Source organism: Methylocaldum marinum, from assembly GCF_003584645.1.
Taxonomy (GTDB): Bacteria; Pseudomonadota; Gammaproteobacteria; order Methylococcales; family Methylococcaceae; genus Methylocaldum; species Methylocaldum marinum.
Map to the genome: position 1 here is coordinate 4,967,397 of NZ_AP017928.1, position 17,551 is coordinate 4,984,947.

15 protein-coding genes and 1 pseudogene are annotated in these 17,551 nt (G+C 60.1%); 5 read left to right on the forward strand and 11 right to left on the reverse strand.

What is annotated here, in order from left to right; genetic code table 11:
- Nucleotides 1–82: 82 nt before the first annotated feature.
- The 5 genes from sS8_RS22135 to gspE form a co-directional block, all read right to left on the reverse strand.
- Nucleotides 83–511, reverse strand: a complete 429-nt coding sequence (locus sS8_RS22135; protein WP_119631663.1) for a type IV pilus modification PilV family protein — start codon at nt 509–511, stop codon at nt 83–85.
- Nucleotides 501–968 (reverse strand): GspH/FimT family pseudopilin, encoded by a 468-nt coding sequence (locus sS8_RS22140; protein WP_269461519.1) that lies wholly within the window; start codon nt 966–968, stop codon nt 501–503. Before sS8_RS22140 ends, sS8_RS22135 begins: the two co-directional genes overlap by 11 nt.
- Nucleotides 969–1,108: 140 nt before the next feature.
- The gene (gene gspG / locus sS8_RS22145) at nt 1,109–1,543 is read right to left on the reverse strand and encodes a type II secretion system major pseudopilin GspG (protein WP_119631664.1); all 435 of its coding nucleotides are present in this window, start codon (nt 1,541–1,543) and stop codon (nt 1,109–1,111) included.
- A gap of 61 nt (nt 1,544–1,604) precedes the next feature.
- Nucleotides 1,605–2,822 carry a type II secretion system F family protein gene (locus sS8_RS22150; protein WP_119631665.1) on the reverse strand — a complete coding sequence of 406 codons (1,218 nt, stop codon included), beginning with the start codon at nt 2,820–2,822 and terminating at the stop codon, nt 1,605–1,607.
- A 5-nt stretch (nt 2,823–2,827) separates the two neighbouring features.
- A complete protein-coding gene (gspE, locus tag sS8_RS22155; protein WP_119631666.1) occupies nt 2,828–4,588 on the reverse strand; it encodes a type II secretion system ATPase GspE in 1,761 nt (586 codons plus the stop codon).
- Nucleotides 4,589–5,055: 467 nt separating this feature from the next.
- Between gspE and lpxD the strand changes: the two genes are divergently transcribed.
- From lpxD to sS8_RS22175, 3 genes are all read left to right on the forward strand, one after another.
- Nucleotides 5,056–6,117 (forward strand): UDP-3-O-(3-hydroxymyristoyl)glucosamine N-acyltransferase, encoded by a 1,062-nt coding sequence (gene lpxD / locus sS8_RS22165; RefSeq protein WP_119631668.1) that lies wholly within the window; start codon nt 5,056–5,058, stop codon nt 6,115–6,117.
- 1 nt (nt 6,118) lies between these two features.
- Nucleotides 6,119–6,886 carry an exodeoxyribonuclease III gene (gene xth / locus sS8_RS22170; RefSeq protein WP_119631669.1) on the forward strand — a complete coding sequence of 256 codons (768 nt, stop codon included), beginning with the start codon at nt 6,119–6,121 and terminating at the stop codon, nt 6,884–6,886.
- Between the two features lie 316 nt (nt 6,887–7,202).
- Nucleotides 7,203–7,640, forward strand: a complete 438-nt coding sequence (locus sS8_RS22175) for a hypothetical protein (RefSeq protein WP_145986651.1) — start codon at nt 7,203–7,205, stop codon at nt 7,638–7,640.
- Between the two features lie 175 nt (nt 7,641–7,815).
- Here the strand turns inward: sS8_RS22175 and sS8_RS22180 are convergent, their stop codons facing one another.
- From sS8_RS22180 to sS8_RS29750, 6 genes and pseudogenes are all read right to left on the reverse strand, one after another.
- Entirely contained in the window at nt 7,816–8,136 is a 321-nt protein-coding gene (locus sS8_RS22180) for a P-II family nitrogen regulator (protein WP_119631671.1), read from the reverse strand.
- 13 nt (nt 8,137–8,149) lie between these two features.
- Entirely contained in the window at nt 8,150–11,251 is a 3,102-nt protein-coding gene (locus tag sS8_RS22185) for an efflux RND transporter permease subunit (RefSeq protein ID WP_119631672.1), read from the reverse strand.
- A 3-nt stretch (nt 11,252–11,254) separates the two neighbouring features.
- Nucleotides 11,255–12,385, reverse strand: coding sequence for an efflux RND transporter periplasmic adaptor subunit (locus sS8_RS22190; protein ID WP_119631673.1), 1,131 nt, complete (start codon nt 12,383–12,385; stop codon nt 11,255–11,257).
- The gene (locus sS8_RS22195) at nt 12,382–13,638 is read right to left on the reverse strand and encodes a TolC family protein (protein WP_119631674.1); all 1,257 of its coding nucleotides are present in this window, start codon (nt 13,636–13,638) and stop codon (nt 12,382–12,384) included. Before sS8_RS22195 ends, sS8_RS22190 begins: the two co-directional genes overlap by 4 nt.
- An 854-nt stretch (nt 13,639–14,492) precedes the next feature.
- A complete protein-coding gene (locus sS8_RS29745) occupies nt 14,493–14,870 on the reverse strand; it encodes a ComF family protein (RefSeq protein WP_331852296.1) in 378 nt (125 codons plus the stop codon).
- A 135-nt stretch (nt 14,871–15,005) separates the two neighbouring features.
- Nucleotides 15,006–15,359 (reverse strand): annotated as a pseudogene (locus sS8_RS29750) (double zinc ribbon domain-containing protein); the annotation flags it as partial.
- Between sS8_RS29750 and bioB the strand changes: the two are divergent.
- Together bioB and bioF are read left to right on the forward strand one after the other, a co-directional pair.
- Complete coding sequence (gene bioB, locus sS8_RS22210; protein ID WP_119631677.1) at nt 15,260–16,276, forward strand: biotin synthase BioB; 1,017 nt, start codon at nt 15,260–15,262, stop codon at nt 16,274–16,276. The pseudogene sS8_RS29750 and the gene bioB sit on opposite strands and share 100 nt — an antisense overlap.
- A gap of 34 nt (nt 16,277–16,310) precedes the next feature.
- Nucleotides 16,311–17,546, forward strand: a complete 1,236-nt coding sequence (gene bioF / locus sS8_RS22215; protein ID WP_119631678.1) for an 8-amino-7-oxononanoate synthase — start codon at nt 16,311–16,313, stop codon at nt 17,544–17,546.
- Nucleotides 17,547–17,551: the final 5 nt, after the last annotated feature.

Sequence of the window (17,551 nt, forward strand, 5' to 3'; positions counted from 1 at the left end):
GAACGCGGCTCATTCCGGGGGCGGCGTGCCGGCAAGTTCCTTCCAAGAACGTTAGAACGGCTTTGCTGTCGAGTTTCGCTGGTCATCGGAAGCCGGAAATTCCCGTTCGGGTGGACAGCAGTCTGAGGGTCGTGAGCTCGTAGGTGCGCGATTCGTCGCCTTCCTCCCATTGAACCCTGAGGTCGACCTGGTACGGAACAAGGGGCAAGTTTTCGGCGAATTGAATCGGATCTTCGCCCTGGTAGGGATTGACGCTCATGGTCCAATGAAAAGTCTCGTCGACATCGCCGCTCGTCTCGCCCGGCTGCAAAGGGATTTCCCCGTCGGCTGCCGCAAGCAGCGATTCGGCGATCACCGCGGCACGGGCGTATTGGTCGGCAACTCCGGAAATTCTGGCTGCACCGCCGAAGATGCGCAGCAGGACGCCCAAGGCCAGGGCCAACACCGCGAAAGCGACCAGGATTTCGAGCAGGGAGAAGCCGCTCTGGCGGAGCCGGCGTTCATTCCTCATGGGTGACGACCTCTCCGGTGAGCCAGTTGACATCTACCAGGCGTTTTCTTCCGGCCGCTTCCAGGGTGACGCGTCCGCCGGTCGAGGAACCGTCGGGGAAAAAGCGAATGCTGCCGATACCGTCTTCTCCAGCTTCCCTTTCCGCGGTGTAAAGGCTGATTGTGACGCTATCCGGCAATGAAAACACTTTTTGACGACCACTGACCCGATAGGCCTTGTGGTTTACGTCAAGCTCGAACGTGGCTTCGCGCGCACCGCTCAGCGCCTGGCCGCGGACGTACCGTAAGCCGGATGCGATGTCTCGCGAGGCGGCGGTGAGCTGCGCACGGTTCATAAGCGGGATGACGTTCGGCACGGCGACGGCTGTCAGCGCGGCTGCTATTGCCAGCGCCAACAGCATTTCCATAAGCGTGAATCCGGCTGATCGGACTGCCGCGGCGGGGGCAGCGCAAAACACGGTGGTCCGCGCCGGAATCCTGTGCGTGGTCGCCCGAGCAGGCATCTTCGGATTATGGCGTTTCCGATGCCGAAACGGCATCTCTCGAATCCTGCACGCGGCCAATTTCCAGGCCCGAGGCGTTCCAAGCACCCGATGTACTATTCCCAGCTAACGATGTCCTGATCTTCGCCTTCACCCCCCTCGGCAGCGTCTGCCCCCAGGGTGAAAAGATCGAATTTGCCGTGCTGGCCGGGTGAGGCGTATTGGTAAGGATTGTTCCAGGGGTCGACCGGAACCTTTTTCTTGCGCAGGTAAGGGCCGTTCCAAATCTTGGCATTACTCGGCTGTTCGATGAGCGCCGCGAGGCCCTCGTCGGTGGCCGGGTAGCGGCCCACATCCAATCGATACATATCCAGCGCGGAAGAAAGTTCCTCGATCTGCAGCCGGGCGGTCTTGGTTTTGGATTCTCCCAGGTGTTTGACGACCTGAGGTCCGACCAGGCCGGCCAACATGCCGATGATGGCCAGTACCACCAGGAGTTCGATCAGGGTAAAGCCGCGTTGAGTTCGGTTATGGCGTCTTTGTTTTTGCATAAGCTTACGAGTCGTAGATAAAACGGAAATTGACGATTCGACGGAAGTTGTGAAAACCACGTTAAAAAGCCAGGTCGTTGACGCTCAAGATCGCCATCAGGATCGAGATGATGATTCCGGCGATCATCAGGCCTAGGCCCACGATCAGGACGGGTTCCAGCAGAGCCAGCATGCGCTGGACGGAGATCTTGATTTCCTTGTCGTACGTGACCGCGACGCGTTCCAGCATCTCGGCCAGATGGCCCGACTCCTCGCCCAGCTTGATCATTTGCAAGGCCAAGGTGGGGAACAGGCCGCTTTCGATCAGCGGCGCCGACAGGCTGCCGCCGCTCTTCAGACTCTCCACGGCCACGCCGACACCGTCGACGACGACGCGATTGCCAAGCGTTTCCCGGACGATGGTCAGGGCCGCCAGCATCGAGACGCCGTTGGCGAGCAAGGTGGCCAGGGTACGGCTGAAGCTCGCGACTTCCAGCTTGCGGATCAGATCGCCGACCATGGGCAGGTTCAACAATCGAGCATCCCAAACCTGGCGACGCTCGGGGTCCGTGAACTGATAGCGAAAATAGCTGGCCACGCCCACGACCGCAATCAAGAAAGCCCACCAGTAGGACTGCAAGCCCTCGGCCACGCCGACCACGATTTGAGTCGGCACGGGAAGCTCCTTGCCGGCCGATTCGAACATTTCGGTGAACTGCGGCACCACGAAAGTCAACAGCAGCAGCAAGGACAAGACCGCCATCGTAACCAGGATCGCGGGATAAATCAGCGCCGTGGTAACCGTATCGCGGAGCTCCTTGGAGCGATCCAGGTAATCCGACAAGCGCTCCAGAACCAGTTCCAGCGCGCCGCCGGCTTCGCCGGCGCGAATCAGGTTGATATAGAACCGCGAGAAAACCCCGCCTTGGGCTTCCAGCGCGTCGGACAGCTGTGCGCCGCCTTTGACCGAGTCCAGCACTTTGCTGATTAGACCGTTCAGTGCCGGTTCGTTCGCAGTCAGTTCGAGCAGCACGGTCAGCGCCCGGTCGAGCGGCAGGCCGGCATGCAGCAGAGTCAACAGTTCGCGCGTGAACAATCCGACCTGTTTCTGGGAAATCCGGGTTTTGCTGCGCCGGAACCCCATCCACGCGAATGGCCGCGATTTCGCCGGCACCACCCGGATCGGCAGGAACCCCTCGTTTTGCAGGGCCATGATCAAAGTGGTTTCATCGGCGGCTTCGCGTTCCGCTTCCACCGTTTCGCCATCCCGATCCACGGCTTTATAGACGTAAAGAGCCATAATAATCAGCTATCCGAAGTGACGCGCAGAACTTCCTCAATCGTGGTCAGGCCCATGACGGCCTTGCGCAGACCGTCCTCGTACATGGTGTACATGCCTTCCTGCAAGGCCAGTTCCTCGATCTGTCGCGACTGCGCGTGACTCATCACCAGGCGGCGGATGGCGTCGCTAATGACCAGAAATTCCTGAATCGCAAGTCGTCCGCGATAGCCGGTCCCGTCGCATTGTTCGCAACCTTTGGGACGATGCAGGATAACCGGGCCGTCGGCGAACCTCGCCAATTTCATTTCTTCGACCACCTCGGGCATGGCAGGATAGGGCTCCCGGCAATTCGGACAGAGGCGGCGCACCAGGCGCTGGCCCAAAATGCCGTTCACGGTGGAGGTAATGAGGTAATCCTCCAGGCCCATGTCCATGAGCCGGGTTACGCCGCCCGCGGCATCGTTGGTGTGCAGGGTGGACAACACCAGGTGCCCGGTAAGCGCCGATTGCACGGCGATGCGGGCGGTTTCCAGATCGCGCATTTCGCCGATCATGATCACATCGGGGTCCTGCCGGACGATGGAGCGCAGGGCATTGGCGAAGGTCAGTCCGATCTGGGGCTTGACCTGGATCTGGTTGACGCCCTCCAGTTGGTATTCCACCGGGTCCTCGACGGTGATGATCTTGCGCTCGGGCGTATTGAGCTTGTGCAATGCCGTGTAGAGCGTGGTGCTTTTGCCGCTGCCGGTGGGGCCGGTGATCAGTATGATGCCGTGAGGCAGCGCCAGCACATCGAGGAATCGCTCGAGCATGGCTCCCTCGAAGCCGAGGGAGGAAAAGTCGAAGACGATGCTCTCCTTGTGCAAAAGACGGATGACCACGCTTTCGCCGTACATGGTGGGTACCGTGGAAACACGAAGATCCAGTTCCCGGCCTTGCACCTGAAGCTTGATGCGTCCATCCTGGGGAAGGCGGCGTTCGGCGATGTTGAGTTTGGCCATGATCTTGATGCGCGAAATCACGGCGGCGGTGGACCGCACCGGCGGTGCTTCCACCTCGCGCAACACGCCGTCGACGCGGAAGCGGACTTTCAGGCGTTGTTCGAACGGCTCGACGTGGATATCCGACGCCCGCGACTCCACCGCCCGCTGCATGATCAGGTTGACCATCCGGATCACCGGCGCTTCGGAGGCCAGGTCCTTGAGGTGTTCCACGTCGGCTTCGTCGATTTCCTCGTCGCTGCCGAAATCCGCGACGATCTGGCCCATGAGGGTCTTGCCGGAACCGAGTTGCTGTTCGAGCGCGCGGTCGATTTCCGAGGGCAGTCCCACCTGGGGCTTGACCGGTTTTTCGCAGGCCAGGGCAAGGGCGGCCAATAAATCGTGATCGAAGGGGTCGGCTACCGCCACCACGAATTCGTGCTCTTGTGCGGCGATGCCGACCACGTGGTTTTCCTTGAGAAAGCGGATGGCCACCGTGTCCGGAAGCGGAGAGGTGTCAGGATAGTCCGCGGGCGAAACCAACGGGAAGGATCCGACGTCGGCCAGTACTTCCGCGGTATCGCGTTCCGAGACCAGGCCTAGCCTCGCGAGTAGGGCGGGCAGCTTCGGTTCGTCGGCCTGCGCCGCCAAGCGTTTTGCGCGGTGGATTTCCGTTTCGCGGACTTTCCCGCGCTTGACGAGTTCCTCGGCAAAACGCTCATAGGGGTGTGCCTCCACGGATTGCGGGTAGATTGGAGGCGGATTCAGCTGTTGCGGTGCGATGGCCAAAGTCTTCTCTCGCATAAAGCAAAGCGCCTTAGACCTTATAAGATCCGGAAGTGCCGAACCGAAGGCGAAATATTTAGTTTATCAGTAGAAATCGAAGGGAATATTACACTAAATCATCAATTATCCAGTGGCTTATCGATGTTTCAGGACGCTGTTCTCGCTTGCCCGATCCGAGTTGCCGCCGAATTCGGCCCTGTTCGATACGAATATTGGACCATGCCGTAATCGGACTCGTTGCATATTGCGTTTTTTGCCATGGTCCGCGCGTCGCGGCATAGGAAGACACTGAAATTTCGGAATGTCGGGAAAACGAGCTGAAAAAGCGGCGCAGCGGGGCAGAAGGGATGCGATTTCCGCTGACCGCGGCGGACGTCGGTCATTGAATCGAGATACCCGCGCGCCGGCCGATACCGCGAAAAGGGTTGCCGGTCCTTTTCCGGCTCCATATTATTCCCGTTCAACTCGAGTGTTTGGATTTATCAATGAATTTACTCGCCTCGGAAGTTTTTGAGCGTTTCAGGCATCAGGGTTTGATCGTCGATCACCGCGGACCGGATATGGTCATTCACCGCTTGGCCCCCATCGATGACTGCGCTCCCGGAGATTTGGTGTTCGTGGATCATATGAAATATCTGCCCCAAGTCCATGAATCGAAACCTGCTGCGGTGGTCACCACCGAGGCGGTCGCCGCGGAATTGAACGATGCCGGGGTGTCTCTGCTGATCGCACCGAATGTGCGCCTGGCCATCGCCCTGCTCAAGCAGACCTACGGCGACCGCGACGTGCGGAACGTCGAGTGGCCGAGAGTCCACCCGTCGGCCGTGATTCACGAGAGCGTCGCGGTCCCGGAAGATGCGGTGATCGGTCCCGGGGTGGTCCTGGGCGCCGACGTCAGTCTCGGGTCCGGTGTCGTGATCATGGCGAATACGGTGGTGGAAAGGGGAGCAAGAATCGGCCGGGAGACGGTGATCCATCCGCGCTGCACCGTCGGTTACGAGTGCGAGATCGGCGCCAATGTGATTTTGAAGGCCGGTTGCGTCATCGGCTCGGAGGGCTTCGGGTTCGCCCAGGACGAACGCCGTCGCAATTACCGGATTCCCCACACCGGCAAGGTCATCGTCGAGGACCGGGTGGTGATCGGCGCCAATACCAATATCGACCGCGCCACCTACGGGGCCACCATCATACGCTCGGGAGCCGTGATCGATGCGCTTTGCCACATCGGGCACAACGTGGAAATCGGCGAGGACTGCATTCTCTGTGCTCACACCGGCATTTCCGGATCGACCCGGTTCGGCAAGAGGGTCATCGCGTCCGGTCAGACCGGCACTCTGGACCATATCACCGTGGCCGACGACGTGGTGCTGCTCCACCGCGCCGGTCTTCACAACAGCATCAAGCAGCCCGGCATGTACGCCGGCGGGCCGGCTCAGCCCTTGCAGCAATACCTGAAGAACATGGCGGTATTTCCCCGTCTGCACGAGATGTGGACGCGGTTGAAGAACCTGGAGAAAAAGATTGCCGATCTGGCCAGGGCAGAGTGACATGAAAATCGCCACTTGGAACGTCAACTCCCTGCGCGTACGTCTGCCCCATGTTTTGAACTGGCTCGGACAGGAACGGCCCGACGTGCTGGCCGTTCAAGAAACCAAGATGACCGATCCGGAGTTCCCGGTCGCGGAACTGGCGGAAGCCGGCTATCGGTCGGTTTACAGCGGGCAGAAGACCTATAACGGCGTCGCCGTACTCAGTAAGCTCGATCCATGTGATCCGATCACCGATCCCGCGGACTTCGACGATCCTCAGCGACGCATTCTGGCCGTCACGGTCGCCGACTGCCGGATTGTGAATCTCTATGTGCCGAACGGCGGGGAGGTAGGCTCCGACAAATATGCCTACAAGCTCAATTGGCTGGCCAAGATGCGCAACTGCCTGCGCCTCGAATTGGAGCGCCACCCGCGCTTGGTGGTTCTGGGCGATTTCAATATCGCGCCGGAGGACAGGGACGTGTACGATCCCGAGTCCTGGCGCGAAAAGATCTTGTGCAGCACGCCGGAGCGGGAGGCATTCCGCGCCTTGCTCGACCTCGGCTTGACCGATGCTTTCAGGCGTTTCGATCAGGCCGAGAAGAGCTATACCTGGTGGGATTACCGCCTCAATGCTTTCCGCCGCAACTTGGGGCTACGTATCGATCATATTCTGGTTAGCGCTCCACTCGCCGAGGATTGCCTGGCTTGCCGCATCGATGTCGAACCCAGAAAGCTCGAACGGCCCTCCGATCATGCGCCGGTGGTGGCGGAATTTCGGGCGTGAGCGGGGGCGGTGTTCGCTCCAAGGTCGACACCGAGACGGCTGCAATGGCAGTAATCCGTTGCCCCTTGCTTGACGGCGTTCGACCCGGAGTGCATCTTTTGATCGAAACTGGCGCGGCGTAAGGCGATCCAAATATTATGCTAAAAACCGCAGTTGACTACCGAAATGACCGCAATGCCCCATCAGCCGCCGCATTCCCTCACCCCAGCCCCTCTCCCAGAGGGAGAGGGGCTGGGGTGAGGGTCTAGCGCTTTTCAGGTTGTATCCAACTGCCGGATTTAGGATTATCGCTCACGCCGAACGAGAGGGACTCCGGATGACAGTTCCATGGAAAGGTGCGAACGTGCAATACAAACGAATGCTCGTCCTTCTGGCCACGCTCGTCCTAACCGGATGTGCGGTCAGTCCGGCGCAGCATCCGCAAGCCCTGCCCGCTTACCGTCTCTCCGAGAAGCTTTTCGAGCAGGGGCCGTATGGGCGAAACGGCATCGTGTGTACGCCGACCGCCGTCGTGGGACACCTTGTCGGCGGCGGGACAGCCCTTGCCGTTCTTCCGCTTTATTTGGTGGGTGGCCCCATCGATTATTTCATTACCCCTAAGCCTCGTTCGGAACATCCTCCGCCGATAGCATCGGCACTCAGCAATGTTTCCTGGTTTTTCGGCACTTTCGCCGGATTGATCGCAGGGACTCCTTTTTTGCCTTTTTCGTATCTCGCCGACCAGCGTCAGTGCGAACGAATTATCCTGTATTGAACGCCCGGGGCTGCTTCGCCAAGCCCTTTTCAGCCGTGTCCGGTTGAGCCGTTGGGCCGGGGGCGCCGGCAAAGGGGGGGCCGACCGACGAATGCACGAGTCGATTTACCCTTGCCGACGGCGCCAACGATTTCCGCCAAGCCTGTTTTTCCGTACGAGCGAGATGAAAACGGCTTTAGTCGAGGCGAATCCGTAGAAAATTTCCGATCTCCGTGACCCAAAGTATGCCGTCGCCGCGCGTTCCGGTGCGGCTGTTTTCGCGAATGATGCGGACGATTTCGTCCACCTTGTCGTCCGGGGCGACGATCTCCACTCGCACTTTGGGGGAAAAATCGGTCAATTCTTCCCGAATGCCGTGGCTGACCTCCGGTTCCTCGTGGTGGCTGCAACCCTCCACTCGGCTTACGCTCATCCCCGGAAATCCGCGCATTTGACGGAAGGCGTTTCTGAGCTTGCCCAAGCGCTGGGGCTGAATGATGGCTTTGATCTCTTTCATGGAATCTCCTCGTTCAAGCTTCGATGCGTTTTTCTTCGAACCATCGGTAAAGAGTAGGCAGCACGACCAGGGTGAGCAAGGTCGAGGTGATCAACCCGCCGATCACCACGATTGCCAGCGGGCGCTGGACTTCGGAGCCCGGTCCGGTGGCGAACAGAAAGGGCACCAGGCCCAGCATCGCGACGGTTGCAGTCATCATCACCGGCCGGAAACGCTGCTTGCAGCCTTCGACGATGGCGTCGTGCTGGCGGAGCCCATCGTCCCGCAGTCCTCGTATGTAAGAAACCAGCACCACGCCGTTCAGGACTGCAATGCCCCATAGGGTGATGAAACCGACCGACGCAGGCACCGAGAGATATTCGCCGGTGACGAACAACGAGAAAATGCCGCCCATGGAGGCGAACGGCAGCACCAGGATGATGAGAGCCGCGAACCGCAGTGAATTGAAGAGTAGAAACAATAGAAAGAAGATCGCCGCGATGGTGATGGGAATGATGACCATGAGCCGATTCATGGCGCGCTCCAGGTTCTCGAACTGTCCGCCCCAGACGATGTAATAACCTTCCGGGAGCTTCACTTTTTCGGTAACGGCCTTTTGCAGCTCGGCGACAAAGCCGCCTAAATCGCGGCCTCGGACGTTCGCGCCGATTACCAGGCGGCGCCGGGCGTATTCGCGGCTGATCTGCGCCGGTCCGTCCACGACTTCGACGATGGCCAAATCTTCCAGCGGCACCAGGGCGCCATTGGGCGATTTCAGCAGAATTTGGCCGATTGCCTGAGGATTGTTTCGGAATTTTTCGGGAAATCGGACTACCGCAGAAAACCGCCGCTCGCCTTCGTAGATCTCGGTGCTGACCCGGCCGCCGATGGCGGTCTCGATGATGTCGTTGATGTCGGCCACGTTGATGCCGTGGCGGGCGATGGCCTGGCGGTCGACATCGATCGTGAGATATTGCTGGCCGCTCACCCGTTCGACGCGGATGTCGGCAGCGCCTTCGATCGAGTTGAGTACCTTGATGATTTCGTCGGCCTTTTGCTTCAGCACTTCCAGCTCGTCGCCGAACAGCTTGATGGCAATGTCGGAGCGCACCCCGGTCACCATTTCGTCCACCCGGTCCGAGATCGGCTGCGCCATCACGATATTCACACCCGGCAGCACCTTGAGCTTCTCCCGGATGGCGTCCATGACATCGTTCTGATCCCAGCCGTCCGGAAGCTGATCCTGGGGCTTGAGCGTCACGATCGGCGTGGACTCGTTTTCCGGCTGTGGATCGGTGGGGCTTTCGCTCCGTCCCAGTTGCGAAACCGCTTTAGCCACCCCCGGCACTTCCATTGCCAAACGCATGGCTTCGCTCTCCAGGCGGATGGATTCGTCCAGCGACATGCTCGGGACCCGATTGATGCCGGGTACGATCGAACCTTCCTTCATCTCCGGGATGAAGGATGTACCCAGGAAGGGAAACAGCAACAGGCTGCTGACCAGCAAAGCCAGGGCGCTCGCCACCACCTTCAAAGGACTACCCAGCGCGAAGTGCAGCAACTTGAGGTAGGGGCGCTTCATGAATGCGATAATCGGCGTATCGTGATCGGCTCCGCCTTTGAGCAGATAGGAGCACAGTACCGGCGACAAGGTCAGCGATACGATCAGGGACACGAATAAGGCGATCGCGATGGTGTAGGCCAGCGGTGCGAACATCTTGCCTTCGAGTCCGGTCATCGTCATCAGCGGCAGGAATACCAGACAGATGATGCCTACTCCGAACAGCACCGGCGTTCCCACCTCGGCGGCGGCGCGCAACACGATCATGCTGCGGCTTTCGCCGGTTTCTTCGGCCTCGCCCAGATGGTGAAAGGCGTTTTCGACCACGACCACCGAGCCGTCCACCATGATGCCGATGGCGATGGCGAGTCCGCCGAGAGACATGAGATTGGCCGAGATGCCATAGTGGTTCATCATCATGAAGGTCACCAGCGGCGTGACGATCAGGGTCGCCACCACGATCAGGCTGGAGCGGATGTCTCCCAGGTACAGGAACAATACGATCACCACCAGGAAGATGCCTTCCATCAATACCTTGGTTACGGTGTGGATCGCCGCATCCACCAGGTCGGTGCGGTCGTAGAAGGGGACGATTTTTAGACCGCCGGGCAGCATTCCTTGTTCGTTGATCTCGACGACGCGCTCCTTGACCCGGCCGACGATCTCCTTGGCGTTGCCGCCGCGGAGCTGCATAACGATGCCGCCGACGGCTTCCGTAAAGCCGTTCTTGATCACGGCTCCCGAGCGTACCGCATGGCCGATGCGCACCTCGGCCACGTCATGGATGTAGACGGGGGTGCCCTCGATTTCCTTGAGAACGATATTGCCGATATCCTCGACATCGTGAATCAGACCGATGCCGCGGATGAGATATTGCTCGGCATATTGCGGCAGTTTGCCGCCGCCGCTGTTGGCATTATTGAGCGCCAGCGCGGTGTAGACGTCTTTCAGGGTCAGATCGTAATGACGCAAGCGGTTGGGATCGGGAAGAACCTGGTATTGGCGTTCCAGGCCGCCGATCGAGTTGATTTCGGCAACACCCGGGATGCCGCGGAGCAAGGGGCGCACGACCCAGTCCTGGACGGTTCTGCGCTCGGTCAGTTCTTCCTCGGTCAGCGCGCGTTCGCCGTCGTCGGCGCGCTCCAGGGTATATTGGTACACTTCGCCCAGTCCTGAGGAAACCGGTCCGAGCACGGGGGTGACGCCTTCCGGCAAGCGTTCCGCCGCTTCGATCATGCGCTCGAGCACCAGTTGCCGGGCGAAATAAACATCGGTTTCATCGTCGAAGACCAGGACAATCTGCGACAAGGCGTTGCGGTTCACCGAGCGCATCTCGACCAGGCCTGGAAGCCCCGTCATGGCGATTTCCAGCGGAACCGTCACGAATCGCTCGACTTCTTCCGCAGAGCTGCCGGGCACTTCGGCCGCCACTTGGACCTGGACGTTGGTCACGTCGGGAAAGGCGTCGACCGACAGGTGTTGCATCGCCGAAATGCCGAACGCCAGCAGACAGACCGCGACGATCAGAACCACCAGCCGCTGTTTCAGCGCGGCGCGGATTAAGCTTTCGATCATGGCTTACTCCAGTTCTTTGCGGATGCGTTCATTATTCAGATGGAACGCGCCATCGACGACGATCCGCTGTCCCTCGGTCAAGCCCGCGACGACTCGGCGGAGTCCGCCCAGGTCCGGGCCCAGCGATACCGGCGTCAATACGAACTGGTCTTCGGACGCACGCACGAAAACATAGTCCCGGTCGCCGGTTCTCACCACGGCTTTGGCCGGGATGTTGAGCGAACTGACTCGCGGTCTGTGAATGACCATGGTCGCGAGCATCTCGGGCTTGATCTTGCGTTCCGGATTCTTGAGTTCCATTCGCACGGTGACGGTGCGGGTCGACGGGTTGACCGTATCCGCCACGTAAATCACCTTGCCGGTGATTTTCTGGCCGGGAAGGGCCGGAATCTGCACCTCGGCCTCGCCGCCGGTTTCGACCAGATAGGCTTGCTGCTCAGGGGCTTCGGCGACAACCCAGACTTCCGACAGGTCGGCGATCGTGAACAAGTCGTCGGCGGGCTCGACAATCTGGCCTATGGAAATCTTCCGCTCGATGACCGTTCCCGACAGCGTGGCCGTGACCGGGATCACGGAATCGATCTGGCCGCTGTTCGACAGGCGCCGGATGGCGGCCTCGCTCATTCCCATCACCGCCAACTGGTCCTTGCCGGCGCGGAGTTCCACCTCGACTTCGGCGAGTTCGCTCTCGCGCTCGGTGAGTTCCGCACGGCTGATGACGTCGGCCTCCAGCAGTCGGCGCGCTCGCTCGACCGCCAGCCGGTGCAGATTCATCTGTGTTCTGGCTTTCAGGTAAGCGGCCTGAGCCATGCTCAGTTCGGTGCTGTTGATGCTTGCGAGGCGCTCGCCCTGGCGCACGTTCTGTCCGATGAAGGCGGCGACGTTGGTGACCCGGCCGGTGACACTCGGTCCGACCCGTGCGACCCGGTGTTCGTTCATCGTGATGCGCCCCGGCAAATGAAGGGTTTCGCCGATTTCCATGGTGGTGACGGGCTCGACTTTGAGTCGTTCGAGCAGCGATGGGGGGGCGGTGACGGCAATCTCGGCAGTGGTCTCCGCCTTCTCGGGGTTCTGTTGTCCGAACGCGGGCCAGACGCCGAGCGCTAGCCACGTAACAAGTATGGTTTTTTTCATAATGGCTGATCCTGAAAGTCCTGAGCCCGAAGCCGTTCGATTTCGAGCAGCGCGGCATTTTTGTCGAACAAGGCGTTGATGTAATCGACGCGGACCGCCTGAAAGGTTCGCTGGGCATCCAGATAGTCGAGGATGCCGCGTTCTCCCAGGCGATAGGCGGCTTCGGCGACTTTCAGCGCGGACTCCGCTTCGCGCAGGAGTCCGGATTCGAAAGTTTCGATTTGCTGGCTGGCGATGCGATAGGCGGTAATCGCGGAATCCAGTTCGTAGGTCAGGTTAAGCACCTGTTGATTCGCCAGGGCGTCTGCCCGCGCCCGATCGGCGGCGGCCCGTGCGATAGGGCCCTGGCGCTGATTCCACAACGGAAGCGGCACGATGAGGTCGAACCGCCATTGCTCCAAGTGCGGCTCGCTATAAATGCCGGCCTTGACGGTGGGTTGGGGATAACGCAGGGCCTGTTCCAGTTCGAGCTGGGACTTTGCCCTGTCGACTTCCGCACGCGCCTGTACCAGGGCCGGGTGACTCTCCAATATGCTGTCCCGAAGTTTGTCGAGATCGGGGGCAGGCGCCTCGGACGGCGGCAGCTCGCCGACGATTTCCACCTGGGGAGGCAGAGCGGCCCCGGTCACCGCGCGCAGGGCGGCTTTGGCCTGTATGATGCGCAATGCGGCGCTCTCCCTGTTCTTGGTGGCGCCGAGCAGCTCGGCCTCCGCCTTGACCAGTTCATAGCGGGAGGATTCGCCGACTTCGACCCGCAACCTGATCTTGTCGCGTATGGACGCCAGAAGCTCCCGATTGGCTTCCGTCATGCGCAGCAATTCCTGTTGCCGCAACACATTGTAAAACGCCTGCTTGGCTCGGGTCAGAACGTTCAGGCTGACGACCCGGTAGGATGCGCTGGCCGCTTCCACGCCGGCTTCACCGGCTTCGCGGCGGGGACGGCGGACGAATGGGAGTTCGATGGGTTGAGAGATGTCGACACCGCCCAACCCACCGCGCAAGACGCCCGAGTCCCGTGCCACGGATTCGCCCGCGCCCAACTGCACTTCGGGGTTGGGATAGGCCCTGGCTGTGATCAGATCGCCTTCCGCGCCCTGAATTTGGGCTCGGGCGGCAACCAGTTCGGGGTTGTTCTTTATGGTCAGGTCAATTACCTGGTTCAGTGTCAAAGGTTCGGCAGCCAAGGCTGATCGGAGCCCCGCCCATGCGAGTAGCCCCCAGAAAAAGAGACATTGCCGTCGGTGTGGAAACATTCATATCCTCGAGCTTTAAGTTTTGAACAGGCGCGAACACACAGCGGATCGGGTCCACCGTGCTTGTTCCGGCGGCAGCTCTGAGCCTGCCGCCGATCGAATCCGAATGAGCTGAGATTAGAGCCGACGCGGCGGCGGAACTGTCGGCTCGGAAATCCAGTCCGTTGCCGGGGGGGCGCTGGCCGCCGGACGCTTCACCAGATGACGCGGCAACGGATAACAACAGGAAGGAATCAGATATCGGTCCGGTGAATGACCGTCGTCGTCGTCCAAGGACGCTTGATGTTCGAGGCATAGCATCCGACCGTCATCGTGCGGACCGGATTCGCTCTTTTCGTGTTCGGCAAATTCTGCAATGGCGGTTGCCAGATAGGTAAAGTCGATGAGCGACTGAACGCGGTAAATGAGGACCAGAGCGCAAAAGAAGGCGATTAATAGGACCAGGCCGATGCGTTCCTTCCGAAAGGGCGAACCCCTTGCTGTGGATATCCAAAGTTGCATTATTTTTTGGAAAAGAGAACGAATCCGCTGCTGAGCAAGATGAGGAGACCGGGATTTTAGCCATGGTTCAGTTGGTTTACAAACTCGGCACTCCTGCCCGTGCCGTGAAAAACGGGGATAAGTCGAAAAAACGATGGTTAATAGTGTGTTTCCGGCAAGTTTCTGCGCACGGCGGCAGCAAACGGACTGTGCCGGCCGAGCGGTTTTTCGGCTTCAGGGCCTGTCGTCCGGAGCGTTTGCAATTGCGAGTTCCGGCTGTACCCCATCGCTGTGCAAAGGGGCGGTCTGACGCTCGTGCCGCCCCGCCAGGTCGACGAAAGCGAGGACAGTAACACGAGTCGCGGCCGGGGCGATCAAGCCCGGGCACAGGCCCAAACGTCCACCCTGGCGACGCCGGCACGGTGTAAGGCGGCGGCCATTTCTTTCACGGTCGCGCCGGTGGTGATGACATCGTCCAGAACAGCCACGTGCCGATGTTCGATTGCAGCGTCGATTGAGAAGGCGTTGCGCAGGTTTGTGCGGCGCTGTCTGGCCGGAAGCTCGGCTTGGGCCGGGGTGGCCCGGATGCGGCGGCAACTGTCGAGATCGAGTGAAATGTCGAGTCGGCGCGAAACCGTACGTGCGATTTCCACGGCCTGGTTGAAGCCGCGTTTACGGTAGCGGCCGGGATGAAGGGGAACAGGGACGATCGCGTCTGGCTTTTCCTGGATCGCAGCCAGCTTTTCCGCCATCAAACTACCCAGGAGCCGCCCGCAGGGATAACGGGCTCCGAATTTGAGTGAATGTATCAGATGACGAATGGGCTCTTCATAGCGAAACAAGGCGAACGCCGATTGGAAAATCGGAGGAGTCTTTTGGCAGGCCCCGCAGATCCGGGAAACGGTGGACTCGAGAGGCATGGCACAGCGTGGGCACGCGATCGTGTTGTAAGGCAGGGAGCTGATACAGTCCGGGCACAGGTCGAGTCCGTCGGCGCCCGGATCGCCACATAACAAACAGGTGGGTGGAAACAGCCAATTCTGTATAATGTTCGACCACTTGTTCACGTTTTTACGAGTTTGAAGTTGACAGCTTTCGGTCGCCGGTCCCGGCCACAGTCCAAGTCTTTTCCGGAGTAGCCATGAAAATAGCAGAAGAATTCCATTTGGATGCAGCCGCCCAAGCGTACGTTTCGTATGGTCGGCTGCGTCACGACTGGCGCCTGGAAGAGGTCGAGGCACTATTCGAATTGCCGTTCAACGATCTCCTTTATCGCGCGCAGACCGCGCACCGGCAAAATTTTGATCCGAATGAGGTTCAGATTAGCAGTCTCTTGAGCATCAAGACCGGCGCGTGCTCGGAAGACTGCGCCTACTGCCCGCAGAGCGCGCGCTACGATACCGATTTGAAGCGCGAGGACGTGATGCCTCTGGACGAGGTGCTGAAAGCGGCGCGCATCGCCAGAGAACAGGGCGCCACCCGCTTTTGCATGGGGGCCGCTTGGCGCAGCCCCAAAGACCGTGATGTCGAACGGGTTTGCGAGATGGTCGAGGGGGTAAAGGCGCTAGGCCTGGAAACCTGTGTGACGCTGGGCATGCTGACCGACGGTCAGACGCAGCGGCTCAAGGCCTCCGGGCTCGATTATTACAATCATAATCTGGATACTTCGGAAGAGTTTTATTCCAAGATCATTACCACCCGTACCTATCAGGATCGTCTCGATACGCTCGAGCGTGTACGCAGTGCCGGTATCAACGTTTGTTGCGGCGGAATCGTCGGTATGGGGGAAAGCGATCGGGACCGCGCGAAGCTGCTCCTGGAGTTGGCGAATCTGCCGAAGCATCCGGAGAGTGTGCCCATCAATATGCTGGTTCAGGTGGAAGGTACCCCCTTGGCGGGGCTCTCCAAACTGGATCCGTTCGTTTTCGTGCGCACCGTCGCCGTGGCCCGCATCCTCATGCCGAAGTCGCGAGTCCGTTTGTCCGCCGGGCGCACGGCCATGAGCGACGAAATCCAGGCCTTGTGTTTTCTCGCCGGGGCCAACTCCATTTTCTATGGCGAAAAGCTTTTGACCACGGAAAATCCGGCGGTTGACGGGGACAGGCGTCTTTTTCGGCGTCTGGGACTTCGGATGTCCGGATGCATCGATCAGGCATGAGCCTTTTCCACACAGAGCCGAATTTCTGAAACGTATGTGGCGCAATTGGCTGCACGGTCAGCTCGACGAGATCGAAAAGCAAGGGCTTTATCGCCGTCGCAAGGTGGTTGAAGGACCCCAAGGTCCGGAAGTGAACGCCGAGGGGAGGCGTTTGGTCAATTTCTGCAGCAACGATTATCTCGGGCTCGCGAATCATCCGGTCGTCGCCTATGCGTTCCGACAGGCGATCGGACGTTACGGCGCCGGAGCCGGCGCGGCTCATCTCGTGTGCGGCCACACACGCGCCCATCATGCCCTGGAGGAAGAATTGGCCGAGTTTACCGGCAGGGAACGCGCCTTACTGTTCTCCACCGGCTATATGGCCAATCTCGGCGTGATCTCCGCTCTAACCGGGCGTGGCGACGAGGTTTTCGAGGATAGGCTCAACCACGCTTCGCTGCTTGACGCCGCACTGCTCGCGGGTGCCCGGCTCAAGCGTTATCCCCACTGCGATTCTGCAGCGTTGAAGCGGGAATTGGACGTCTCCGGCGGAAAACGACGCTTAATTGCAAGCGACGGAGTTTTCAGCATGGACGGCGATCTCGCGCCGCTACCCGCTTTGGCGGCATCGGCCATGCAGCGCGGGGCTCTGCTGATGATCGACGATGCCCACGGCCTGGGGGTCATCGGCGAAGGCGGGCGCGGCAGTTCGGCGCTTTTCGGATTGGCCCAGGACGATGTTCCGGTGCTCGTGGGCACTCTCGGAAAGGCATTCGGTACATTCGGCGCGTTTGTTGCGGGCAGCGCCGATCTCATCGAATTTCTGATCCAGCGTGCTCGTACCTACGTTTACACGACGGCCTTGCCGCCGGCCGTGGCGGAAGCGACCCGAGCCAGCCTGCGTCTGGTCCGGGAAGAACCTTGGCGGCGCGATCGCGTGAGTTTCCTGGTGCAGCGTTTCCGGACGGGAGCCGCTCGGATCGGTCTGCAACTTTTGGAATCCGATACTCCCATTCAGCCGGTCGTGGTAGGCGACAACCGCAGCGCGGTGCGTGCAAGCGAAGTTTTGCTGGCGGCCGGCTTTTTGGTCGCCGCCATACGGCCACCCACCGTTCCCGTAGGCACGGCGCGCCTTCGTTTCACATTTACTGCACGGCATACCGAGGCTCAGGTGGACGGTCTGCTGGAGGCGCTAGACGGTCTGCCTCCCGAAATCTCCGGCCGAGACCGGCTGGAGAATCGATCCGCAAGCACCGGAACCCCTCCGATTTCCGCGGGTGTTTCGGGATGAGAACG

What these genes read in the sequence shown, in the direction of transcription:
- sS8_RS22135 (WP_119631663.1), bottom strand. Translation starts at nt 511, where the DNA reads ATGAGGAATGAACGCCGGCTCCGCCAGAGCGGCTTCTCCCTGCTCGAA.
- gspG (WP_119631664.1), bottom strand. Translation starts at nt 1,543, where the DNA reads ATGCAAAAACAAAGACGCCATAACCGAACTCAACGCGGCTTTACCCTG.
- sS8_RS22150 (WP_119631665.1), bottom strand. Translation starts at nt 2,822, where the DNA reads ATGGCTCTTTACGTCTATAAAGCCGTGGATCGGGATGGCGAAACGGTG.
- gspE (WP_119631666.1), bottom strand. Translation starts at nt 4,588, where the DNA reads ATGCGAGAGAAGACTTTGGCCATCGCACCGCAACAGCTGAATCCGCCT.
- lpxD (WP_119631668.1), top strand. Translation starts at nt 5,056, where the DNA reads ATGAATTTACTCGCCTCGGAAGTTTTTGAGCGTTTCAGGCATCAGGGT.
- xth (WP_119631669.1), top strand. Translation starts at nt 6,119, where the DNA reads ATGAAAATCGCCACTTGGAACGTCAACTCCCTGCGCGTACGTCTGCCC.
- sS8_RS22175 (WP_145986651.1), top strand. Translation starts at nt 7,203, where the DNA reads ATGACAGTTCCATGGAAAGGTGCGAACGTGCAATACAAACGAATGCTC.
- sS8_RS22180 (WP_119631671.1), bottom strand. Translation starts at nt 8,136, where the DNA reads ATGAAAGAGATCAAAGCCATCATTCAGCCCCAGCGCTTGGGCAAGCTC.
- sS8_RS22185 (WP_119631672.1), bottom strand. Translation starts at nt 11,251, where the DNA reads ATGATCGAAAGCTTAATCCGCGCCGCGCTGAAACAGCGGCTGGTGGTT.
- sS8_RS22190 (WP_119631673.1), bottom strand. Translation starts at nt 12,385, where the DNA reads ATGAAAAAAACCATACTTGTTACGTGGCTAGCGCTCGGCGTCTGGCCC.
- sS8_RS22195 (WP_119631674.1), bottom strand. Translation starts at nt 13,638, where the DNA reads ATGTTTCCACACCGACGGCAATGTCTCTTTTTCTGGGGGCTACTCGCA.
- sS8_RS29745 (WP_331852296.1), bottom strand. Translation starts at nt 14,870, where the DNA reads ATGGCGGAAAAGCTGGCTGCGATCCAGGAAAAGCCAGACGCGATCGTC.
- bioB (WP_119631677.1), top strand. Translation starts at nt 15,260, where the DNA reads ATGAAAATAGCAGAAGAATTCCATTTGGATGCAGCCGCCCAAGCGTAC.
- bioF (WP_119631678.1), top strand. Translation starts at nt 16,311, where the DNA reads ATGTGGCGCAATTGGCTGCACGGTCAGCTCGACGAGATCGAAAAGCAA.